This window comes from Flavobacterium sp. TMP13 (genome assembly GCF_050847115.1).
In the GTDB taxonomy this organism is placed as follows: Bacteria; Bacteroidota; Bacteroidia; order Flavobacteriales; family Flavobacteriaceae; genus Flavobacterium.
In genome coordinates this window covers 2118671-2137687 of the sequence record NZ_CP193656.1, presented here as the reverse complement: position 1 = coordinate 2137687, position 19017 = coordinate 2118671, and the positions used below count along the sequence as shown (strand labels likewise).

General features: G+C 33.3%; 20 protein-coding genes. 9 read left to right on the top strand and 11 right to left on the bottom strand.

What is annotated here, in order from left to right; genetic code table 11:
- The first annotated feature begins 63 nt into the window (after positions 1-63).
- The 7 genes from thrS (at position 64) to ACRASX_RS09450 (ending at position 6240) form a co-directional block, all read left to right on the top strand.
- Positions 64-2010: a threonine--tRNA ligase gene (thrS, locus tag ACRASX_RS09480; RefSeq protein ID WP_432221018.1), complete on the top strand. Its 1947-nt coding sequence runs from the start codon at positions 64-66 to the stop codon at positions 2008-2010.
- A 16-nt stretch (positions 2011-2026) separates the two neighbouring features.
- Positions 2027-2584 (top strand): translation initiation factor IF-3, encoded by a 558-nt coding sequence (infC, locus tag ACRASX_RS09475; RefSeq protein ID WP_369815133.1) that lies wholly within the window; start codon positions 2027-2029, stop codon positions 2582-2584.
- A gap of 96 nt (positions 2585-2680) precedes the next feature.
- Positions 2681-2878 carry a 50S ribosomal protein L35 gene (gene rpmI / locus ACRASX_RS09470; RefSeq protein ID WP_022827375.1) on the top strand — a complete coding sequence of 66 codons (198 nt, stop codon included), beginning with the start codon at positions 2681-2683 and terminating at the stop codon, positions 2876-2878.
- A gap of 177 nt (positions 2879-3055) precedes the next feature.
- Complete coding sequence (gene rplT / locus ACRASX_RS09465; RefSeq protein WP_066307354.1) at positions 3056-3400, top strand: 50S ribosomal protein L20; 345 nt, start codon at positions 3056-3058, stop codon at positions 3398-3400.
- A 127-nt stretch (positions 3401-3527) separates the two neighbouring features.
- Positions 3528-5255 (top strand): tetratricopeptide repeat-containing sensor histidine kinase, encoded by a 1728-nt coding sequence (locus tag ACRASX_RS09460; RefSeq protein ID WP_432221017.1) that lies wholly within the window; start codon positions 3528-3530, stop codon positions 5253-5255.
- A 3-nt stretch (positions 5256-5258) separates the two neighbouring features.
- Entirely contained in the window at positions 5259-5915 is a 657-nt protein-coding gene (locus tag ACRASX_RS09455; RefSeq protein WP_432221016.1) for a response regulator, read from the top strand.
- Between the two features lie 76 nt (positions 5916-5991).
- Positions 5992-6240 (top strand): hypothetical protein, encoded by a 249-nt coding sequence (locus tag ACRASX_RS09450; protein WP_157492618.1) that lies wholly within the window; start codon positions 5992-5994, stop codon positions 6238-6240.
- Between the two features lie 8 nt (positions 6241-6248).
- Here the strand turns inward: ACRASX_RS09450 and ACRASX_RS09445 are convergent, their stop codons facing one another.
- From ACRASX_RS09445 to tgt, 10 genes are all read right to left on the bottom strand, one after another.
- A complete protein-coding gene (locus ACRASX_RS09445) occupies positions 6249-7511 on the bottom strand; it encodes an asparagine synthetase B (protein WP_432221015.1) in 1263 nt (420 codons plus the stop codon).
- A gap of 348 nt (positions 7512-7859) precedes the next feature.
- The gene (locus tag ACRASX_RS09440; protein ID WP_432221014.1) at positions 7860-8525 is read right to left on the bottom strand and encodes a response regulator transcription factor; all 666 of its coding nucleotides are present in this window, start codon (positions 8523-8525) and stop codon (positions 7860-7862) included.
- 136 nt (positions 8526-8661) lie between these two features.
- Positions 8662-9468, bottom strand: a complete 807-nt coding sequence (locus ACRASX_RS09435; RefSeq protein WP_432221013.1) for a sensor histidine kinase — start codon at positions 9466-9468, stop codon at positions 8662-8664.
- A 97-nt stretch (positions 9469-9565) separates the two neighbouring features.
- Positions 9566-10081, bottom strand: coding sequence for a hypothetical protein (locus ACRASX_RS09430; protein WP_432221012.1), 516 nt, complete (start codon positions 10079-10081; stop codon positions 9566-9568).
- 143 nt (positions 10082-10224) lie between these two features.
- Positions 10225-10590: a hypothetical protein gene (locus ACRASX_RS09425; RefSeq protein ID WP_066307365.1), complete on the bottom strand. Its 366-nt coding sequence runs from the start codon at positions 10588-10590 to the stop codon at positions 10225-10227.
- Positions 10591-10767: 177 nt separating this feature from the next.
- Positions 10768-12312, bottom strand: a complete 1545-nt coding sequence (gene dnaB / locus ACRASX_RS09420; protein ID WP_066307366.1) for a replicative DNA helicase — start codon at positions 12310-12312, stop codon at positions 10768-10770.
- Positions 12313-12452: 140 nt separating this feature from the next.
- A complete protein-coding gene (locus ACRASX_RS09415) occupies positions 12453-13406 on the bottom strand; it encodes an acetyl-CoA carboxylase carboxyltransferase subunit alpha (RefSeq protein WP_066307367.1) in 954 nt (317 codons plus the stop codon).
- Positions 13407-13521: 115 nt separating this feature from the next.
- Positions 13522-14409 carry a DMT family transporter gene (locus ACRASX_RS09410; RefSeq protein WP_066307369.1) on the bottom strand — a complete coding sequence of 296 codons (888 nt, stop codon included), beginning with the start codon at positions 14407-14409 and terminating at the stop codon, positions 13522-13524.
- Positions 14396-15484: an LptF/LptG family permease gene (locus tag ACRASX_RS09405; RefSeq protein WP_066307370.1), complete on the bottom strand. Its 1089-nt coding sequence runs from the start codon at positions 15482-15484 to the stop codon at positions 14396-14398. Before ACRASX_RS09405 ends, ACRASX_RS09410 begins: the two co-directional genes overlap by 14 nt.
- 123 nt (positions 15485-15607) lie before the next feature.
- The gene (tgt, locus tag ACRASX_RS09400; RefSeq protein WP_066307371.1) at positions 15608-16738 is read right to left on the bottom strand and encodes a tRNA guanosine(34) transglycosylase Tgt; all 1131 of its coding nucleotides are present in this window, start codon (positions 16736-16738) and stop codon (positions 15608-15610) included.
- A gap of 252 nt (positions 16739-16990) precedes the next feature.
- Between tgt and ACRASX_RS09395 the strand changes: the two genes are divergently transcribed.
- Both ACRASX_RS09395 and ACRASX_RS09390 read left to right on the top strand, forming a co-directional pair.
- On the top strand, positions 16991-17305 hold the full coding sequence (locus tag ACRASX_RS09395; protein ID WP_066307373.1) for a hypothetical protein: 315 nt from the start codon (positions 16991-16993) through the stop codon (positions 17303-17305).
- A 140-nt stretch (positions 17306-17445) separates the two neighbouring features.
- Complete coding sequence (locus ACRASX_RS09390; RefSeq protein ID WP_432221011.1) at positions 17446-17772, top strand: rhodanese-like domain-containing protein; 327 nt, start codon at positions 17446-17448, stop codon at positions 17770-17772.
- 131 nt (positions 17773-17903) lie between these two features.
- Here ACRASX_RS09390 and ACRASX_RS09385 read toward each other — a convergent pair whose 3' ends face one another.
- Positions 17904-18998, bottom strand: coding sequence for an alkene reductase (locus ACRASX_RS09385; protein WP_432221010.1), 1095 nt, complete (start codon positions 18996-18998; stop codon positions 17904-17906).
- Between the last annotated feature and the right edge of the window lie 19 nt (positions 18999-19017).

Sequence of the window (19017 nt, the reverse complement as noted above, 5' to 3'; positions counted from 1 at the left end):
CCTACATATATATTGTGTGGATTTTTGTAATGAAGTATATTTGCATTCACAAAATTAAAGACAATGATTAAGATTACTTTGCCCGACGGGTCGATTAAAGAGTTTGCTTCTGGCGTAACTCCGATGGAGGTTGCTAAAAGCATCAGTGAAGGATTTGCAAGAAACGTGATTTCGGCATCTTTTGATGGTACAACAATTGAAACCGAAACTCCATTGACGACCGACGGTAGTCTTATATTATATACGTGGAATGACGCAGATGGTAAAAAGGCATTTTGGCACTCTACCTCTCACGTTATGGCGCAAGTATTGGAGGAATTGTTTCCTGGAGTTAAATTAACTCTTGGACCTGCAATTGCGAATGGATTTTATTATGACGTGGATTTTGAAGATCAAAAAATTACTGATGCCGACTTTAAAAGAATTGAAGATCGCGTATTGGAAATTTCTAGAGGAAAACATGAGTTCAAAATGCGTCCGCTTAGCAAAGCAGCAGCATTAGAAATGTACAAAGACAACGTATACAAGACCGAAATGATTTCCAATTTAGAAGACGGAACCATTACATTTTGCGATCACGATACGTTTACCGATTTGTGTCGCGGTGGTCATATTCCGAATACCGGAATTATTAAAGCAATGAAAATTATGAGTGTTGCAGGCGCTTATTGGCGTGGTGATGAAAAAAATAAGCAATTAACTCGTGTTTACGGAACGTCGTTTCCTAAGCAAAAAGATTTAACTGAATATTTGGCTTTACTTGAAGAAGCAAAGCGACGTGACCATCGAAAACTTGGAAAGGAATTAGAATTGTTTGCTTTTTCTCAGAAAGTTGGACAAGGTTTACCATTGTGGCTACCAAAGGGAGCTGCTTTGAGAGAACGTTTGGAGCAATTTTTGAAAAAGGCACAAAAGAAAGCAGGTTACGAACAAGTGGTTACTCCACATATTGGACAAAAGGAATTATACGTAACTTCTGGCCATTATGCGAAATATGGTGCTGACAGTTTTCAGCCGATTACAACACCGCATGAAGGAGAAGAGTTTTTATTAAAACCGATGAACTGCCCGCATCACTGCGAAATATACAATGTGCGTCCATGGTCCTACAAAGACTTACCGAAACGTTACGCTGAATTTGGAACCGTATACAGATATGAACAATCGGGTGAATTGCATGGTTTAACTCGTGTTAGAGGGTTCACTCAAGATGATGCACATATTTTTTGTACTCCAGATCAATTGGACGAAGAGTTTAAAAAAGTAATTGACTTAGTGCTCTATGTATTTGGCTCTTTAGGATTTGAAAACTTTACAGCGCAAATCTCATTGAGAGATAAAGAAAATAGAGAAAAATATATTGGATCTGATGAAAACTGGGAAAAAGCAGAAAATGCTATCATCAGTGCCGCAGCAGACAAAGGTTTAAATACGGTTATAGAATATGGTGAGGCTGCGTTTTACGGACCTAAACTTGACTTCATGGTTAAAGACGCCTTAAGAAGACAATGGCAATTAGGAACGATTCAAGTAGACTATAATTTACCAGAGCGATTTGAGTTAACTTATAAAGGTGCTGATAACGAATTACACCGTCCAGTTATGATTCACAGAGCGCCGTTTGGATCAATGGAACGCTTTATCGCTATCTTGCTGGAACATACTGCAGGAAATTTCCCGCTTTGGCTGATACCGGAACAGGCTATTATCTTGTCTTTAAGCGAGAAATACGAAATTTATGCCAAAAAAGTTTTAGATGTGCTAGAAAATCACGAAATTCGCGCCCTAATTGACAACAGAAATGAGACAATAGGCAAGAAAATTAGAGATGCAGAAATGCAGAAATTGCCATTTATGCTGATTGTAGGTGAAGAAGAGGAACGAAATGGAACGATTTCTATTCGTCGTCACGGTCAAGAAGGAAAAGGGAATATTACCGTTACAATTGAGGAATTTGTCGCAATTGTAAATGAGGAAATAAATAAGACATTAAAAGTATTTACAGTTTAACTTAAATTATAAAGCCATAGCAATAAGAAGCAACAGAGGTTATCAACCTCGCGTAGAAAAAAAAGATGCCCACAGAATTAATAACAATATTCGTGGTCTACAAGAAGTACGTCTTGTAGGGGAAAATATAGAGCCTGGAGTTTTTAAACTTTCAGAAGCATTGAGACTAGCCGATGAATTCGAGTTGGATTTAGTTGAGATTTCTCCTAATGCAGAGCCGCCAGTTTGTAAAATCATGGATTATAAGAAATTTATCTACGAGCAGAAAAAGCGTGATAAAGTCTTAAAAGCGAAATCAACCCAGGTAACTGTAAAGGAGATTCGTTTTGGTCCACAGACTGACGAACATGATTATGAATTTAAGAGAAAGAATGCTGAGAAGTTCTTGAAAGAGGGTTCTAAATTAAAAGCGTTTGTATTCTTTAAAGGTCGTTCGATTATCTATAAGGATCAAGGACAGATTTTATTATTGCGTTTGGCAACAGATTTAGAAGAGTTTGGTAAAGTTGAAGCTATGCCTGTTTTAGAAGGAAAACGTATGATTATGTTTATTGCTCCTAAGAAGAAAAAATAAGCTTTTGGCTATTAGCCTTTAGTACTAAGTTATTAGCGAAAAGCTACTAGCTAAAAATATAAGTAAGTAAGAATAAATTAAAAAACACTAGGAAAAATGCCTAAAATGAAAACCAAATCTAGCGCCAAGAAACGTTTCAAAGTTACTGGTTCTGGAAAGATTAAAAGAAAGCATGCTTTTAAAAGTCACATCTTGACTAAAAAATCTAAAAAACGTAAATTAGCTTTGACACATTCAGCGTTAGTTCACAAAACAGATATGAAAAGCATCAAACAACAATTAAGAATTATATAATTTAGTACTCAGTCGTCAGTATGTAGTAAGCAGTTTTAACTGAGCACTACTATCTGAAAACTGAACACTTTTTTTAAATTCTTTAGGTTAAAACAATTTAAATATAACCTTGGAGTATGGCCAATAAGTTCTCTTGATTTAATTCGGGACGCCTACTACAAAAAAAACAATAATATTATGCCAAGATCAGTAAATTCGGTTGCTAAAAGAGCAAGAAGAAAAAAGATAATGAAGCAAGCCAAAGGTTACTTTGGTAGACGTAAAAACGTTTGGACAGTTGCTAAGAACGCGGTTGAGAAAGCAATGTGCTATGCTTACCGTGATAGAAAACAAAACAAAAGAAATTTCCGTTCATTATGGATTCAACGTATCAACGCTGGAGCTAGATTAGAAGGAATCTCTTATTCTCAGTTTATGGGTAAAGTAAAGACTAGCGGAATCGAATTGAACCGTAAAGTACTTGCTGATTTAGCAATGAATCACCCTGAGGCTTTCAAAGCAATACTTAATAAAGTAAAATAAACGTTTTATCAACTCAATTTAGATTACTTACTTATAATAGAAAACCCAGTCGAAAGATCGGGTTTTTTTATGTCTAAATAGTTCTGAGTTTTTATACTGTATTCGTATAATTGCTTATTTTCGTACTATGAGAGTAGCCCCAATCTTTTTCTTATACTTGCTATTTATTTCCCAGCTATTATTGTCATGCAATGGAGATAGCGAAAAACTACCTGTATCAAATGAAGCAGTAGCATCGAAAGAGTTGCTAGCTTTAATTCAAATAGGAGATAGCTTATACGATTCACAAAAATTTGATAGTTCCTATTACTATTTTACCAAAGCTAAATCGATTGCCTTAAATGAGAAAAATATAAAAAAAATAGTATACTGTATTTTTAACATGGCTGATATTAATCAAAAGCAAGGAGATTATATTTCTAGCGAATCAGCAGCAACTGAAGCACTACCTTATCTAAAAGAAATAAAAAATCCAAACTATGCTTGGAATATCTACGTGATCTTAGGAGTAAATTATCTTCATAAATACGATTATAACAAATCATTACTATATTATGAGAAAGCTTATCAACTTAAAACTGATAAACTTCGAAAATTAAACACGCAAAATAATAAAGCAGTCGTCTACATGGAGCAAGGTAGTTATGATAGTGCCATAGAGATATTTGACTATTTATGCGTACAAAACGAAATACAAACAGATCCTGAATCATATGCACGTATTTTAAATAATCTTGGTCTTTGTCATGAAGCTAATGATCCTAAAAAAGCACTATCATATTATAGGCGATGTTTCAATATTTATAAAAGTACAAATAATGAATGGGGCTTAATTGGAAATTACGTAAATCAATCTAAGCACTTTCAAAAAACAAATCGAAAGCTTTCAAAACATTACGCTAGTAAAGCGTATGAACTAGCAACCAAGTGGAATTCTTCTAATGATCGAATGAATGCTCTTATAGCATTAATCCATAGCTCTACAGGTACCGATCTAAAGAAGTATAGTTTAAAATATGTAGCGTTAAATGATAGTATTACAAAGCAGAAGCAAATAGCAAAAAATCAGTTTGCAAAGGTAAAATACGATTCGAGCCTAGCTAAGAGAGAAAATGAAATTCTCAAAAGTCAAAAAATCACCGCACAGTTAGAATTAGAGCAAGAAAAATATAAAAAATTACTTTCCTATCTCCTTATTACATTGGTCCTTATTATATCTATTGTGATCTATTACTATTTACTATATCGAAGCAAAATAGAGAAATCAAAAGCCATTTATAAATCTGAAACGAGAATTTCTAAAAAACTACACGACGAATTAGCTAATGAAATTTACCAAACCATAACGATGGTTGAATCTAAAAATTTAGCATATAAAGAAAACAAAGAAGAATTATTAAATAATTTAGACATAATTTATTCTCAAATCAGAAACATCTCTTACCAAAATAGAATTATAAATACAGACGAAACGTTTGCCGAATTTTTAAAACAGATGATTAATACTTATAATTCATCTGCTATACAAATTATAATGAAAGATTTAAATGTGATAAACTGGAATAACATCTCAGCGGCGCAAAAAATTACAGTTTACAGAGTACTTCAAGAACTTCTAGTAAATATGAAAAAACACAGTCAGAGCTCTTTCGTAGTTATTTCTTTTACAAGTCTAGCTACAGAAATTCAAATTGACTATTCCGACAATGGAATAGGCATTAATCCTGAAAAAATAAGCAGCAAAAACGGACTAAAAAATGCAGAAAACAGATTAAAATCGATAAAAGGAAGCCTATCCTACAGTTCAATTTTAGACAAAGGTTTTAAGGCGTCAATCACATTTCCAACAACATAAAACATGTATAAAAAAGTTTTGGTCGCTGAAGATTTAGATACAATTTCCCTCACAGTTAAGCAAGCACTTGAATCTATAGATATTTTAAATATTGACGTAGCCAAATATTGCGATGATGCTTTTCTAAAAATTAAAAAAGGAATTACAGATAATACTCCTTATGAGTTACTGATTACTGACTTGTCCTTTAAAAAAGACTGTCGTGAAACTAACTTACATTCGGGAGAAGATCTTATTGAAGCTGTGAAAAAAATTCAACCCGATATAAAAACAATTGTTTTTTCAATCGAAGACAAATCATATTTAATTTCAAAATTACATACCCAGTTGAAAATTGATGCCTATGTAATGAAGGGACGAAATAGTATTGAGAATTTAAAGCAAACAGTACATAAATTATACCTTCAAAAGGAAATAAAAGTAACACTAGCTAAGGGATCTATTGGATTAATTGAAATTGATCAGTACGACGTATCGTTGCTAAAACTACTCGCTAACGGACTTAGCATTCAAGAGATAAGCGGTGAATTCAGTAGACAAAATTGTATCCCAAACAGCACCAGCAGCATTGAAAAAAAGATCAATAAACTAAAGATTTACTTTAAAGCTACCAATAATGTCCATTTGATTGCACTAACAAAAGACCTAGGAATAATCTAAAAAAATTTAAGCACCTTACGGTTTCCCGTAAAAAAAAACCAGTTGCGAGTGATATGTTTGCAAAAACATGTTGATTATGCGTTTCAAAAATACACTATTCAAAAGATCATTACGTAAAATAGCCAATAAATTAAAGACTGAAAAATCGAAAGTAGTTTTAAAAACCATACTACTAACTTTTATTTTATCTTATGCTACTGCATTAATTTGTGCTAAAACAGGAATAATTGAAATCGAATGGCAGTTATTATTTGTACCTGCGATAGTAGTTTTACAAATTATAATTATAGTGACTGCGTTTAAAGATCGTTATAAAAAAATATAAAATAAAAATTAAGTCTTCTGATTCTTCTTGCGAGCAGCAGGAAATAATACATTATTTAAAATCAAACGATATCCGGGAGAATTGGGGTGCAAATCTAAAACAGTTGGAGGATCCCCAACTTTATGCTGAAAATCTTCAGGATCATGTCCACCAAAGAAAGTAAACATTCCTTTTCCTTTTTGACCATGAATGTAACGCGCCTCGCCATTAAGTTCACAAGTTCCCATAACTAATACATTTGATTTCACTAGATCAGAATTAAATGAAGTTGTCTGTCCCATAAATCCTTTTACTAACTGGGTGTGGTTTTGACAAAGCATACTCGGAATAGCATCCCATTTTGCGGAGAACTCCATTAAAGTAAAATAATCTTTTTCCATCGGGATTCTGCGCTGTAATGTCATGTCAATATTCGAAAACTCATATTGTTCAGGCCGTCTTTCTAAAGTGAAATCTTTAAAAGCAAAACTATTCTGAAAATTTAATTTTGATTGATAGTTGGGCTCACTTGCGTCTCCATCAAACATTGCTTCGCAAATATCTACTCCATCTGCAGCTAATGCTATGTCAAAACTATCCGTCGCAGAACACATGGCAAACATAAATCCACCACCAATTACAAAGTCTCTAATTTTTTTAGCAACAGCTCCTTTTTCATGTGCAACTTTGGAGTATCCTAAATTTTTAGCGAGTATTTCTGCAGCAGCTTTTTGTTCAATATACCAAGGGATATTTTTATATGCAGAATAAAATTTACCATATTGTCCTGTAAAATCTTCATGATGTAGGTGCAACCAATCATACATTAATAATTGGTCACTTAAGACTTCTGAATCGTACACAGGTGTAAAAGGAATTTCAGCGTAAGTTAAAACCAACGTAACAGCATCGTCCCACGGCTGTTTTCCTTGCGGCGTGTATACTGCAATTTTTGGTGCTTTTTCTAAAATAATTGTTTCCATGTTTTGAGATGGACTCGCAATTTCTTCTAAAATTAAATTAACTTGGCTATCGCTCAAAATTTCATAGCTTACTCCTCTAATTTGGCATTCTTTCCGAATCTCTTCAGAATCTGGCAATAAAAAAGAGCCCCCACGATAATTAAGTAACCAACTTGCTTTGTACTGGTTGTTCAAACACCAATAAGTGATTCCGTACGCTTTTAGATGATTTTGTTGTGAAGACTCATCCATAGGTAATAACACAAAAGAAGCGCTTACTTTTAAGGAGCAAAAAAACAAAAAAAAATAGAAGTAAAGACGTAATGACATAACAACTTAGTTTATAGCTCAAAGATAAAAAACTAACGGAAAGATCAATCATTATACTGCAAAGACCGTAAAGAAATAAAGCGACAAATTAAAAACTAAAATATTCTATATTTTAACATGTGTATTCTTAAAACGGGTAAAAACACGCATCGAAATCAAGGAAATTGATACTAAATTTGTAAATAGAAAAACCAAACTATAAATAAAAATCACGATGATGGAATCAAAAAATTACGACAATCAACCTAAAGGACTAGGTTTGATTAAAAAAATTGGTGTTGGAATTTTAGTACTTATGATAATTGTTTATTATATTTTATCGATAAAATTTTTATTAAGTTAGGAAAATTACATGTCAATTAAAGCCAACCTATTTTGAATGGCAAAAACTACCAGTCCAGCAATATTTTTAGACTCGGTTTTTAACAATAGATTCGTTCGATGCCCCTCGACGGTTCTAGGACTAATAAAAAGAATTTCGGCGATTTGAGCTGTATTTTTCTGTTCGCAAATCAATTGCAATACTTCAATTTCTCGGGGAGATAAAAAAGCTGCATCTAGTTCGGACTTTGCATTTTTTTTCATCAATTCTATTTCCTTCAAAATTTTTAACACTTTTTCGTTATAATAAAAACCTTTATCTGCAACCTGTCGTATTGCATAAAGTAATTCTTCTGGTTTTGCGTTCTTTAGAACAAATGCAGCAGCTCCTACATCAATCATATTGGCTACAAAAGAATGCGAATCATAACTTGTTAACGCAATAATTTTAGTACTAGGATATTTTTTGTGTAAAATTTTGGTAGTTTCAACGCCATTAAGTACTGGCATCTTAAGATCAGTAAGAATTGCATCTGGTTGTTCATCCGTATTATCAAGATAATCTAGCAATTCTTTTCCGTTAGAAGCCTGAAAAACTACTTGAAAGTCTTCTTCTCGATCTAACATAAATTTAATTCCTTGACGAAACAAAATTTCATCATCTACCAAAACAACTTTAATAACGTTTTTCATATTTGTTTTTTGAGGTCAGCAATACATTAATTGTTCAAAAAAAAATACAATAGAAACGGATTTAGGGGAAACGTCAATATCGAATTTGGTTGCAGAAAAGTACAAAAAATATGTTACATTTAGCTACAAAAAACACCTAAAATGTGAAATTAACTCTCGTTCCTTCACCTCTAGCCGATTTTATTTCCAATGTCCCATTTAAAAAGCGTACTCTACTTTCGATGTTTTTGGTACCAAGACCTTTTTGATTACTTGACAAATTTGTATCAAAACCAATACCATTATCGGTATAAATACAAGAATAAAAGTTATCGTTTTCTCGTAAAGTAATACTAATAAAAGTCGCCTGACCATGACGTACAGAATTATTAAGTAACTCTTGTAAGATGCGAAACACATGCAAATCATTGTGTAAATTCTTAAAATCAAAATCAACAATATTATTATATTCAATCTTTACTGACCTACTACTTTCGAATTCTAAACAAAGCTCTTTGATACCTGCGTCTAAACCAAATTTTTCGAGAACAGGTGGCAATAAATTGTGAGCAATTTTACGCGAACTATCTAAAGCCTTGTTCGTTAAATCAATAATAATACTGGTAATCTCTTTTTGCTCGGCCGGTGATAAGTTCGGAGTGCTTAATAAATGACAATTTAACTTAACTACATTAAGCTTAGAATTAATATCGTCGTGCAAATCTTGGGCAATACGCTTTCGCTCAGTCTCTTGCGTAAGAATAACTGCCTTTAATTGTTGATCTTGATACTCAATAATTATATTCTTTTTTTCAATTTCTTTTTGATTGATTTTTTTTCTCGAAAAGTAGAAAAAAACAACTATTGCAGCTGCAACAAGCATAAAAAAGACAGAGCTGAATAAAATTATAAGCACAATATCTTTCTCTGGAATTAAGCTAAGCTTTGCGGAGACTTGTAGCATCAAATTTTGTTTGTTATAGAATAGAATCAAAATATTAATTTATTTATTTCTACTTGTTTAAAAAAAATATAAATTTATAGGTATCGAATTTAAGGACTTAAAGATTAATTGTTTTTTTTTCGTTTTTTTTTGAAAAAGTAACCATCCATTCGTAGCAGTAAAATAATTGCAAAACAATTACTAGTAAAGCATTTAGCTGCCAGCTAAGATATTTAATATCAGGACTTAAATTCTGAGTTAAATTCCCAATCAAGTACAATACGGTACTAGATAGCAAATAAATTACAATACCAACTGTTACATAATAATACGATTTATCAGTGCCAAGTTGGTTGTACAAATGAATTAAAGCATAACAAATCAATAAAGCAGCTGTAAGTGTAATGGCGAATAAGTTGAACTGAAACAGTAGTTGAGTATCGCGCCAATTTTGTACAATGATTGCCCCTACCGCAGCTACTAAAGTATACCCTATAAAATTTTCTTGTTCTCTAGTTTTCGAAAAAGATTTAAAAAATAAACTTAGTAAAATAAAGTTCCCTAAAAAGAATATATTTACCACTACTAAGTTATGAAAACCTAACTGATACAGTACTTCCATTGTAATTTGCATTCCAAGACTAAATATTAAATAACCTATAAAAAAAATATTAGCTTTTCGTCTGTATAAAAAACTAAAATTATATAAAATAAGATTAATAAATAATATTAAATATCCACTATATATTAAGAAATCTGCCATTAATATATGTGAAATTAAAAGGGTGGACTTGGGCGTGTACCATTATAAACTTCTTCTTCGTCTCCATCTCCTTGTCCTTTTGCTAAATTATAATTTAATGTTTTTCTTCCATAAACATCTGTATACTGCCCGCTTTTTTCGTCTTTATCTGCTCCTACAAAAAATAATATTTTTTCATCTTTATCATTTATGCCGATATAAGCGCGAATTGCCTCAGTCTTTAAAGCCAGGACATTTTCTAAACTTTCTCTGGGTATTAAAAAAGCTTTCATCTTGTTTTTAGCATCACCTACAGTGGTATCGCCGTCATACTTTTTTTCCCATTCTTTGGCAGTCGCTAAAGAAATTTTAATAGGCCCTGGAAAGGTTTTGTCATCCATAAATATTATTTTTATAATTAGTTAATAGTATTAACTTTATTAAATTCAAGAATGCTAAACTACTAAATTAATTTTCACCTTCGGATTTTTTCCTATTACTTAATTGATTAAAAACAAAAAAATCTTTGCAAATAACTAATTTGCAAAGATTTTTTATGCTAATTCAATTTTAACTACTTAAAAAGGTACGTCGCTGTCGTCATCATCGTCGTTAAAATTACTACCAAAAGCTTCGTTGGCAGATGGTAAATTTTTTGTAATAAATGTATTTTCGTCTGCGTTCATTTTAGAGGGTAAATCATCGTAACCACCAGTAAAGTCTTCTAGGTTATCAAACTTTCCTAAATTACCAATAAATTTCAAACGAACATTTTCTAAACTACCGTTACGGTGTTTTGCAATGATAAACTCAGCTTGTCCAGCAGTCGGCGATTGTTCGTCGTCATCCCACTCCTCTATTTTGTAATATTCTGGACGATAAATAAACGATACAATATCGGCATCTTGCTCAATTGCACCCGATTCACGAAGGTCAGACAACAAAGGTCTTTTGCTCGAACCACGCGTTTCTACCGCACGCGATAATTGTGACAAAGCAATTACAGGCACGTTTAACTCTTTTGCTAGAGCTTTTAAGTTTCTAGAAATAGTCGAAATTTCCTGTTCACGGTTTCCTCCACCTTTTCCGTTTCCTCCCGCAGTCATTAATTGCAAGTAATCAACAATTATTAGTTTAATTCCGTGTTGTGAAGCTAAACGTCTACACTTGGCACGTAAATCGAATATAGAAAGTGAAGGTGAATCATCAATAAATAAAGGTGCTTTCTCCAAATCTTTTACTTTGGTACTTAGTTGCTCCCACTCGTGTTTCTCTAATTTCCCAGTCCGTAATTTTTCTGAAGACAATCCAGTTTCTGATGAAATTAAACGGGTAATTAACTGAACTGATGCCATCTCTAGTGAGAATACAGCCACTGGATGGCCATAGTCAATCGCCACATTTCTTGCCATAGAAAGTACAAAAGCAGTTTTTCCCATTCCGGGTCTTGCGGCGATGATAATTAAATCACTCGGCTGCCAACCTGATGTAATTTTGTCTAATTTTTCAAATCCAGTGGCTATACCACTCAATCCTTCTTTACCAGCAATTTCTTCAATTCGCTTTTTAGCTTGTAAAACTAAACTTTGAGCGGTTTCTGAACTTCGCTTAACGTTTCCTTGCGTTACCTCGTATAATTTGGTTTCCGCTTGATCTAATAAATCAAAAACATCGGTAGTTTCATCGTAAGATTGCTCAATAATTTCCGACGAAATTCGAATCAAACTGCGCTGAATGAATTTCTGCAATATAATACGAGAGTGAAACTCAATATGCGCAGACGATGCTACTTTTTGAGTCAGCTGGATTAAGTAAAAATCGCCACCCGCGACGTCTAATTTTCCGTTCTTTTTAAGCTGAGCTGAAACGGTTAACAAGTCAATGGGCTGGGTTTCAGTAAAAAGCTGCACAATGGCTTCAAAAATATGTTTGTGTGCATCTTTGTAAAAAGCGTCGGGTTGTAAAATATCAATTACGTCGTCTACTCCTTTTTTATCAATCATCATTGCTCCGAGCACAGCCTCTTCTAAATCAAGTACTTGTGGCGGAAGTTTTCCTTTTTCTAAATTAATAATAGTGGTTTTGTCTACCTTGATAGGACTTATATTCTTGAAGTTTTCCATAAAGCGAAAATAGCGAATTTTAAAAAATTACAGCTATTGAGTTGTTAGAATTAATTGTTTATAAATAACCTTTTATTGTTGATAACCAAAAAAAAATCCGAAACTATAAGGCTTCGGATTTATACTGAAATTATACGATTTTACTCTTTATATTCTCCCATACTAGTGTACTTGTCCATTCTTTGGGCGATCAGCTCCTTTGTTGATAAGTCTTTCAATCCAGCATATGCTTTAGTGATGTATTGGGTAACGGTTTTGAATGTAGTTTCTCGATCAAAATGCGCCCCACCTAACGGTTCTGGAATTACATCATCGACCAATTTTTGTCTTTTCATATCAGATGAAGTCAGCTTTAAAGCATCAGCAGCTTTCTCTTTGTACTCCCAACTTTTCCATAAAATAGACGAACACGATTCTGGAGAAATAACCGAATACCATGTGTTTTCTAGCATGTATACTCTATCACCTACTCCTATTCCTAATGCTCCACCCGATGCACCTTCACCCACAATAATGGTAATAATTGGCACTTGCAAACGAACCATTTCAAAAAGGTTTCGAGCAATTGCTTCCCCTTGACCTCTTTCTTCTGCTTCTAAACCTGGATATGCACCTGGAGTATCGATAAAGGTAACTACTGGAACACCAAATTTTTCTGCCATTTTCATTAAACGCAAGGCTTTTCGGTATCCTTCTGGATTTGCCATACCAAAATTTCGGTATTGACGTGTCTTCGTGTTGTATCCTTTTTGTTGACCAATAATCATATACGATTGGCCATCAATTTTACCTAATCCACCGACCATCGCTTTATCATCTTTAAAACCTCTGTCTCCGTGCAACTCTAAAAAAGTATCTCCACAAATGGCCTTAATATAATCAAAAGTGTACGGCCTATTTGGATGTCTTGATAATTGTACGCGTTGCCAAGCGCTTAAATTCTTGTATATATCTTTTTTTGTTTCTTCTAATTTTTTGCTAATCTGTTTGCAAGTAGGCGTCACATCTACTTCAGATTCTTTTCCAATGATAACACACTTTTCTAATTGCTCCTCTAACTCTTTAATTGGAAGCTCAAAATCTAAATATTCCATAGGATTTTTGAATTTTTAATTTTAATTCGAACCGCAAATATAAAAATATTATATCGTATGGCACGTTTAATTTGGGATTAAAGTTGGTAAAGTATCGCTTTAGTTACAGTTTCAGTTATAGTTTATCGTCTTTTTTATAATGCTTAATCACTCCGTTTAAAATTACGGTGATTACGATAATCAAAGCTCCGAAATAAAACTCAGTACTCATTTTTTCTTTTTCTCCAATTATAAAATAGGCCAGAACAATTCCGTAAACAGGCTCTAAATTAGTGGTTAGCATGACTGTATAAGGAGTAAGCTTTTGCATCACCTTTACGGATGCCGTAAACGCATAAGCAGTGCAAACCGAAGATAAAACCAACAACAAAAGCCAGTTTTCTAAAGTCATATTAAACATCATTAGATTAAGTTTTCCTTGTAAAAGAAGATAGATGGATATAAAGAAAACTCCAGCGCCAAATTCGTACAAAGTGATGACTGCCGAATCGTGATTGACAATCATTTTGCCATTCATTAAGGTAAATAAAACACCAAGAATGATTGAAGCCAATGCATAATACATTCCGTTTAGATATTGTATTTCGACTTGCATGATCATTGCTAAACCTGCTATGATAATGAGACCGAAGAAAACTTCATACCATAAAATTTTTCTTCCATAGAATAAAGGTTCTAAAAGTGAAGCAAAAAAAGCACCTAAGGAAAAGATGGACAATGTAATTGAAACATTGGATACATGAATGGCTCGAAAAAAGAAAATCCAATGCAAGGCAATTAAAAGTCCGATAAACACCATTTTAAATGCTGCTCTAACAGATACCTTAAATGATTTACGTCGTCCTAAGATAAAAACTCCTAAAAAAACAGCAGCTAATAACATTCTGAACCAAACTAAAATTTCAGCGTCGATTGTAATTAATGCCCCTAAAACAGCTGTAAATCCCCAAATGAAAACAATGAAGTGGAGGCTTAAATAACTTTTAAATTTATCGTTTTGCATTGCGTAACAGGAAATAGCCTAAGATGGTATATAAAATATTAGGCAGCCAAACTGCCAAAAATGGTGAAAATGTTGACTTCTCGGCTAGAGTGCCAAAAATTTTATCGAAGAAAACATAAGAAAATGCAATGGCAATTCCGATAGCCAGGTTTGTTCCCATTCCACCACGACGTTTCATAGATGATACCGACACGGCAATTAAAGTCAATATAAATGCCGAAACTGGAATACTAAATTTCTTGTATAAAACGACCAAATAAGTATTAATATCAGACGAACCTCTAGCTCGTTCTTTGTCAATAAAATCGACTAATTTGCCATACGTTAATGTTTCTGCAATATAAACTACTGGCGTTAAGTCTTCTAAATCAAAATTAAATGCTGCCTTTTTTTCAGGCTGTTTTTCAATTACATCATTTAACTCACCGACCGTTCTTTTTGTGTAATCATACAATGTGTATGTGCTGTCTTTTGGATTCCATTTAATTCGACTAGCAACAATTTTATAATCTAATTTTTCACCTTTAAATTTCTCTAATGTAAAATTAAAAGCGGTTTGACTGGATTCATTGTAACTGTTTACAAAAATAAATTCATCGTCGCTAATTTGTCTGTATACATTAGTATTATCGCCACGCATTGCCTCTTTCCCTCCACCTTTTAAATACGTATATCTAAAACTATTAAAACCTTCACTTGCAGCTGGAACAATAAAAAAGCCCATTAACAAGACAAAAATAGAAACGATTGTAGCACCAATAACATAAGGTTTTAAAAAGCGATTGAACGAAATTCCAGAACTTAAAATAGCGATTACTTCGGTGTTATTTGCCAGTTTAGATGTGAACCAAATTACTGACAAAAATAGAAATATAGGAAATAAAAGATTCGCAAAATAGATCGTAAAGTTATAATAATAAAGCGCAATAGCACTAATTGGAATGTCGTTCTCGATCAGTTTATTGACTTTTTCAGAAACGTCAATAATGATACCAATAGGTATAAACATAAATAACATTACCGCAAATGTGGCAAGATATCTTTTTAAAATGTACCTATCTATTATTGTTAACATCCCATAGTGATTAGAAATTAGTAATTAATAAGAAGCCTATTTCGTTTACTGAAAGCTGAAGTCATAGTATTACCTCTAACGCAACGCTTAAATCAACACATACTTTTTGGCTAATTACGACCCTTACAATCTTTGTCCCATTTTTTTAACCATCATTTCTTTCCAAGGTTTAAAATCACCTGCAATAATACGCTGTCTTGCCTCGCGAACCAACCACATGTAAAAACCTAAATTATGGATAGTCGCAATTTGTTTTCCTAGATATTCATTGGCCGCAAACAAGTGTCGCAAATAGGCTTTTGAATATTCAGTATCTACAAAAGTATGTCCCATGGGATCGACTGGAGAAAAATCATCTTCCCACTTTTTATTTTTAATATTGATAGTTCCTTCCGATGTAAACAACATTCCGTTTCTCGCATTACGCGTTGGCATCACACAATCAAACATATCAATTCCTAGCGCAATATTCTCCAAAATATTAATAGGTGTCCCTACTCCCATCAAATAACGGGGTTTGTCTTCTGGCAAAATTTCGCAAACTACTTCGGTCATCGCATACATTTCTTCAGCAGGCTCTCCTACTGATAATCCACCAATAGCATTTCCTTGTTGTCCTGAATTGGCTATATATTCTGCCGATTGACGACGCAAATCTTTGTACGTACTTCCTTGAACAATTGGAAAAAATGTTTGTTCATACCCATATTTAAATGGTAATTTATCTAAATGATTGATGCAACGATCCAACCAACGGTGCGTCATGTGCATCGATCTTTGTGCATATTTATAATCACATGGATAAGGCGTACATTCATCAAAAGCCATAATTATATCGGCTCCAATAGTACGTTGAATCTCCATTACATTTTCGGGTGTAAAAAAGTGGTACGATCCGTCAATATGCGATTTAAACTTTACACCTTCCTCCTTAATTTTTCGATTGTTCGAAAGAGAATATACTTGATATCCTCCAGAATCGGTTAAAATATTTCGATCCCAATTCATGAATTTATGTAAACCTCCTGCTTTTTCAAGAATTTCGGTCTGCGGACGTAAATATAAATGATAGGTATTTCCTAAAATAATATCCGGATTAATGTCTTCTTTTAACTCACGTTGATGCACTCCTTTAACCGAAGCTACTGTACCAACCGGCATAAAAATAGGCGTTTCTATAACTCCGTGATCTGTAGTAATGCTACCCGCTCTTGCTTTTGACAACGGGTCTTTTTGTAATAATTCAAACTTCATAATGTCGTTTTTCTCCCTGCTATTCGGGTTGGCAAAGATAGTTTAAATTCAAAATTACCGAATTAGAAAAGCTTAAATTTTAAAATTCTTTTAAAAACCGTGAAATATTCTTGAAATGTGAATGATACAAAATCTTTTTTTAAATATATAACCACCACGTCTTATACTATTTGTACCTTGATAGAACAAACAAAGAAAATTAAAATAATGTAATTCCTTAAATAAAAGGGAGTTTTAAATATAAAAATTTTTATGAAAGATCAAGAACAACAATCCGATAAAGAAAGAGAAATTGAAGCGAATTTAAAGCAGTTAAATTATCCTGCAAACGAAGATATTTTCAATCAAGAAGACAAGGCTTCAAATATTAATCCCGAGAAAATTACGAACGATCAAGTAATTGACCAAAAAGAAGGAGAATGGAATGAGAATTCTTTCAACATAGACAAAGAGGAAAAACTTGGTGATGACTTAGACGTTCCCGGTGCTGATTTAGACGACCAGCAAGAAAACATTGGTAGTGAAGACGAAGAAAACAATTATTACAGCGAAGGCGATACTTTATAGAAGTAAAATTTAAAGCAAAAAATCGTCACTAATTTTCACTGGTATTTGAATTACAATTTATATTAGTATCAAATCTTATTATGATAGTATGCTTTTTTATTGAATTTAAAGTTCTAACCCATTATAACAATTGAATAACAATGATTAATAGTCTAAAAAAATTATTCGGCTTTGGACCTGAAGTAAATTATGCAGATTTAATTCAAAAAGGTGCCATTGTCGTAGATGTACGTAGCAAAGATGAGTATTCAAATGGTCACGTTAATGGATCTATTAATATTCCTGTTGGTTCATTGAGTAACAATTTGGCTCAATTAACAGATAAAAGCAAAACTATTATTACCTGCTGTGCTAGTGGAGTGCGAAGCGCATCTGCCAAAAACATTCTGAAATCAAATGGCTATACATCGGTGTACAATGGCGGAGGATGGAGCAGTTTAAATACTAAAATTAAAAAGCAATCGTAGCTATTGTACAGCATAAAAGATAGTTTCTAAACGATTGAAATAAAAACTAAAAGCCCGCAAATTGCGGGCTTTTAGTTTTTGTAATCTATTTAAAATAATATTGTGTTTTAAATATACTACAAGAATTTACTTTATTCTTCCATAGAAGGATAATCGGTATATCCTTTTTCTGTGGGTGTATAAAAAGTATTTTGATCCGCTTGATTCAATGGAGCATCTGCCTCAAAACGAGCTACTAAATCTGGATTAGCAATAAAAGGAACTCCATAAGCAACAAGATCTGCATATCCATCTTCAATAACTTTAGTTCCTGTTTCTTTCGTAAATCCTTTATTAATAATTAATGTTCCGTTATATAAGGGTCTAAAATGTTTAGCAACTTCCGTTACAGCAAAAGGAACGTCATCTACGGGCGTAAAAGGCTCCGTTAAATGTATGTAAGCCAATCCGTAATCATTCAAGCGTTTTACAATATATTCATGGGTCGGAATTGTCTCCTTATCTAACATCATGCCTTGTGCGTTGTGCAAGCTAGGATTTAATCGAACACCAACTTTACTGTAATCAATAATCTCTTTGAATGCATCTAAAATATCAAACAAAATTCGGGCTTTATTTTCCATTGAACCACCGTATTCATCTGTACGATGATTGGAATAACCATTAAAAAACTGTTGCAATAAATAGCCATTAGCAGCATGCAATTCTACTCCATCAAAACCTGCTTCGACCGCATTTTTAGCTGCATTTACAAAGTCTAAAACAGTTTGTCTAATATCTTCAACGGTCATTTCTTTTGGCACTACCGTATCTACAAAACCGTCGTTTGTATAGGCTTTTGCATACGGATTTAGTGCTGAAGGCGCGTGTGGTAAATCACCATGGTGCAAATCGGGATGCGACAACCTACCGGTATGCCATAATTGGGCAAATATTTTTCCTCCCTTGTCATGTACAGCTTTTGTAACTAGTTTCCACCCGTCAGTTTGCGCCTCGCTATAAATTCCTGGAACGTTAATAAAACCAACTGCTTTTTTACTAACAAAAGTTCCTTCGGTAACAATTAAGCCCGCTGTTGCTCTTTGCTCGTAATATTTTGCCGTAAGTGCTGTAGCGACATTTCCTTCGTTATTAGAACGACTACGCGTCATTGGCGCCATTACTATTCGGTTTTTTAATACACTTTTTCCCAGAGTGTAAGATTGAAATAAAACTGATTTACTCATATAATTCTGAATTAAAATT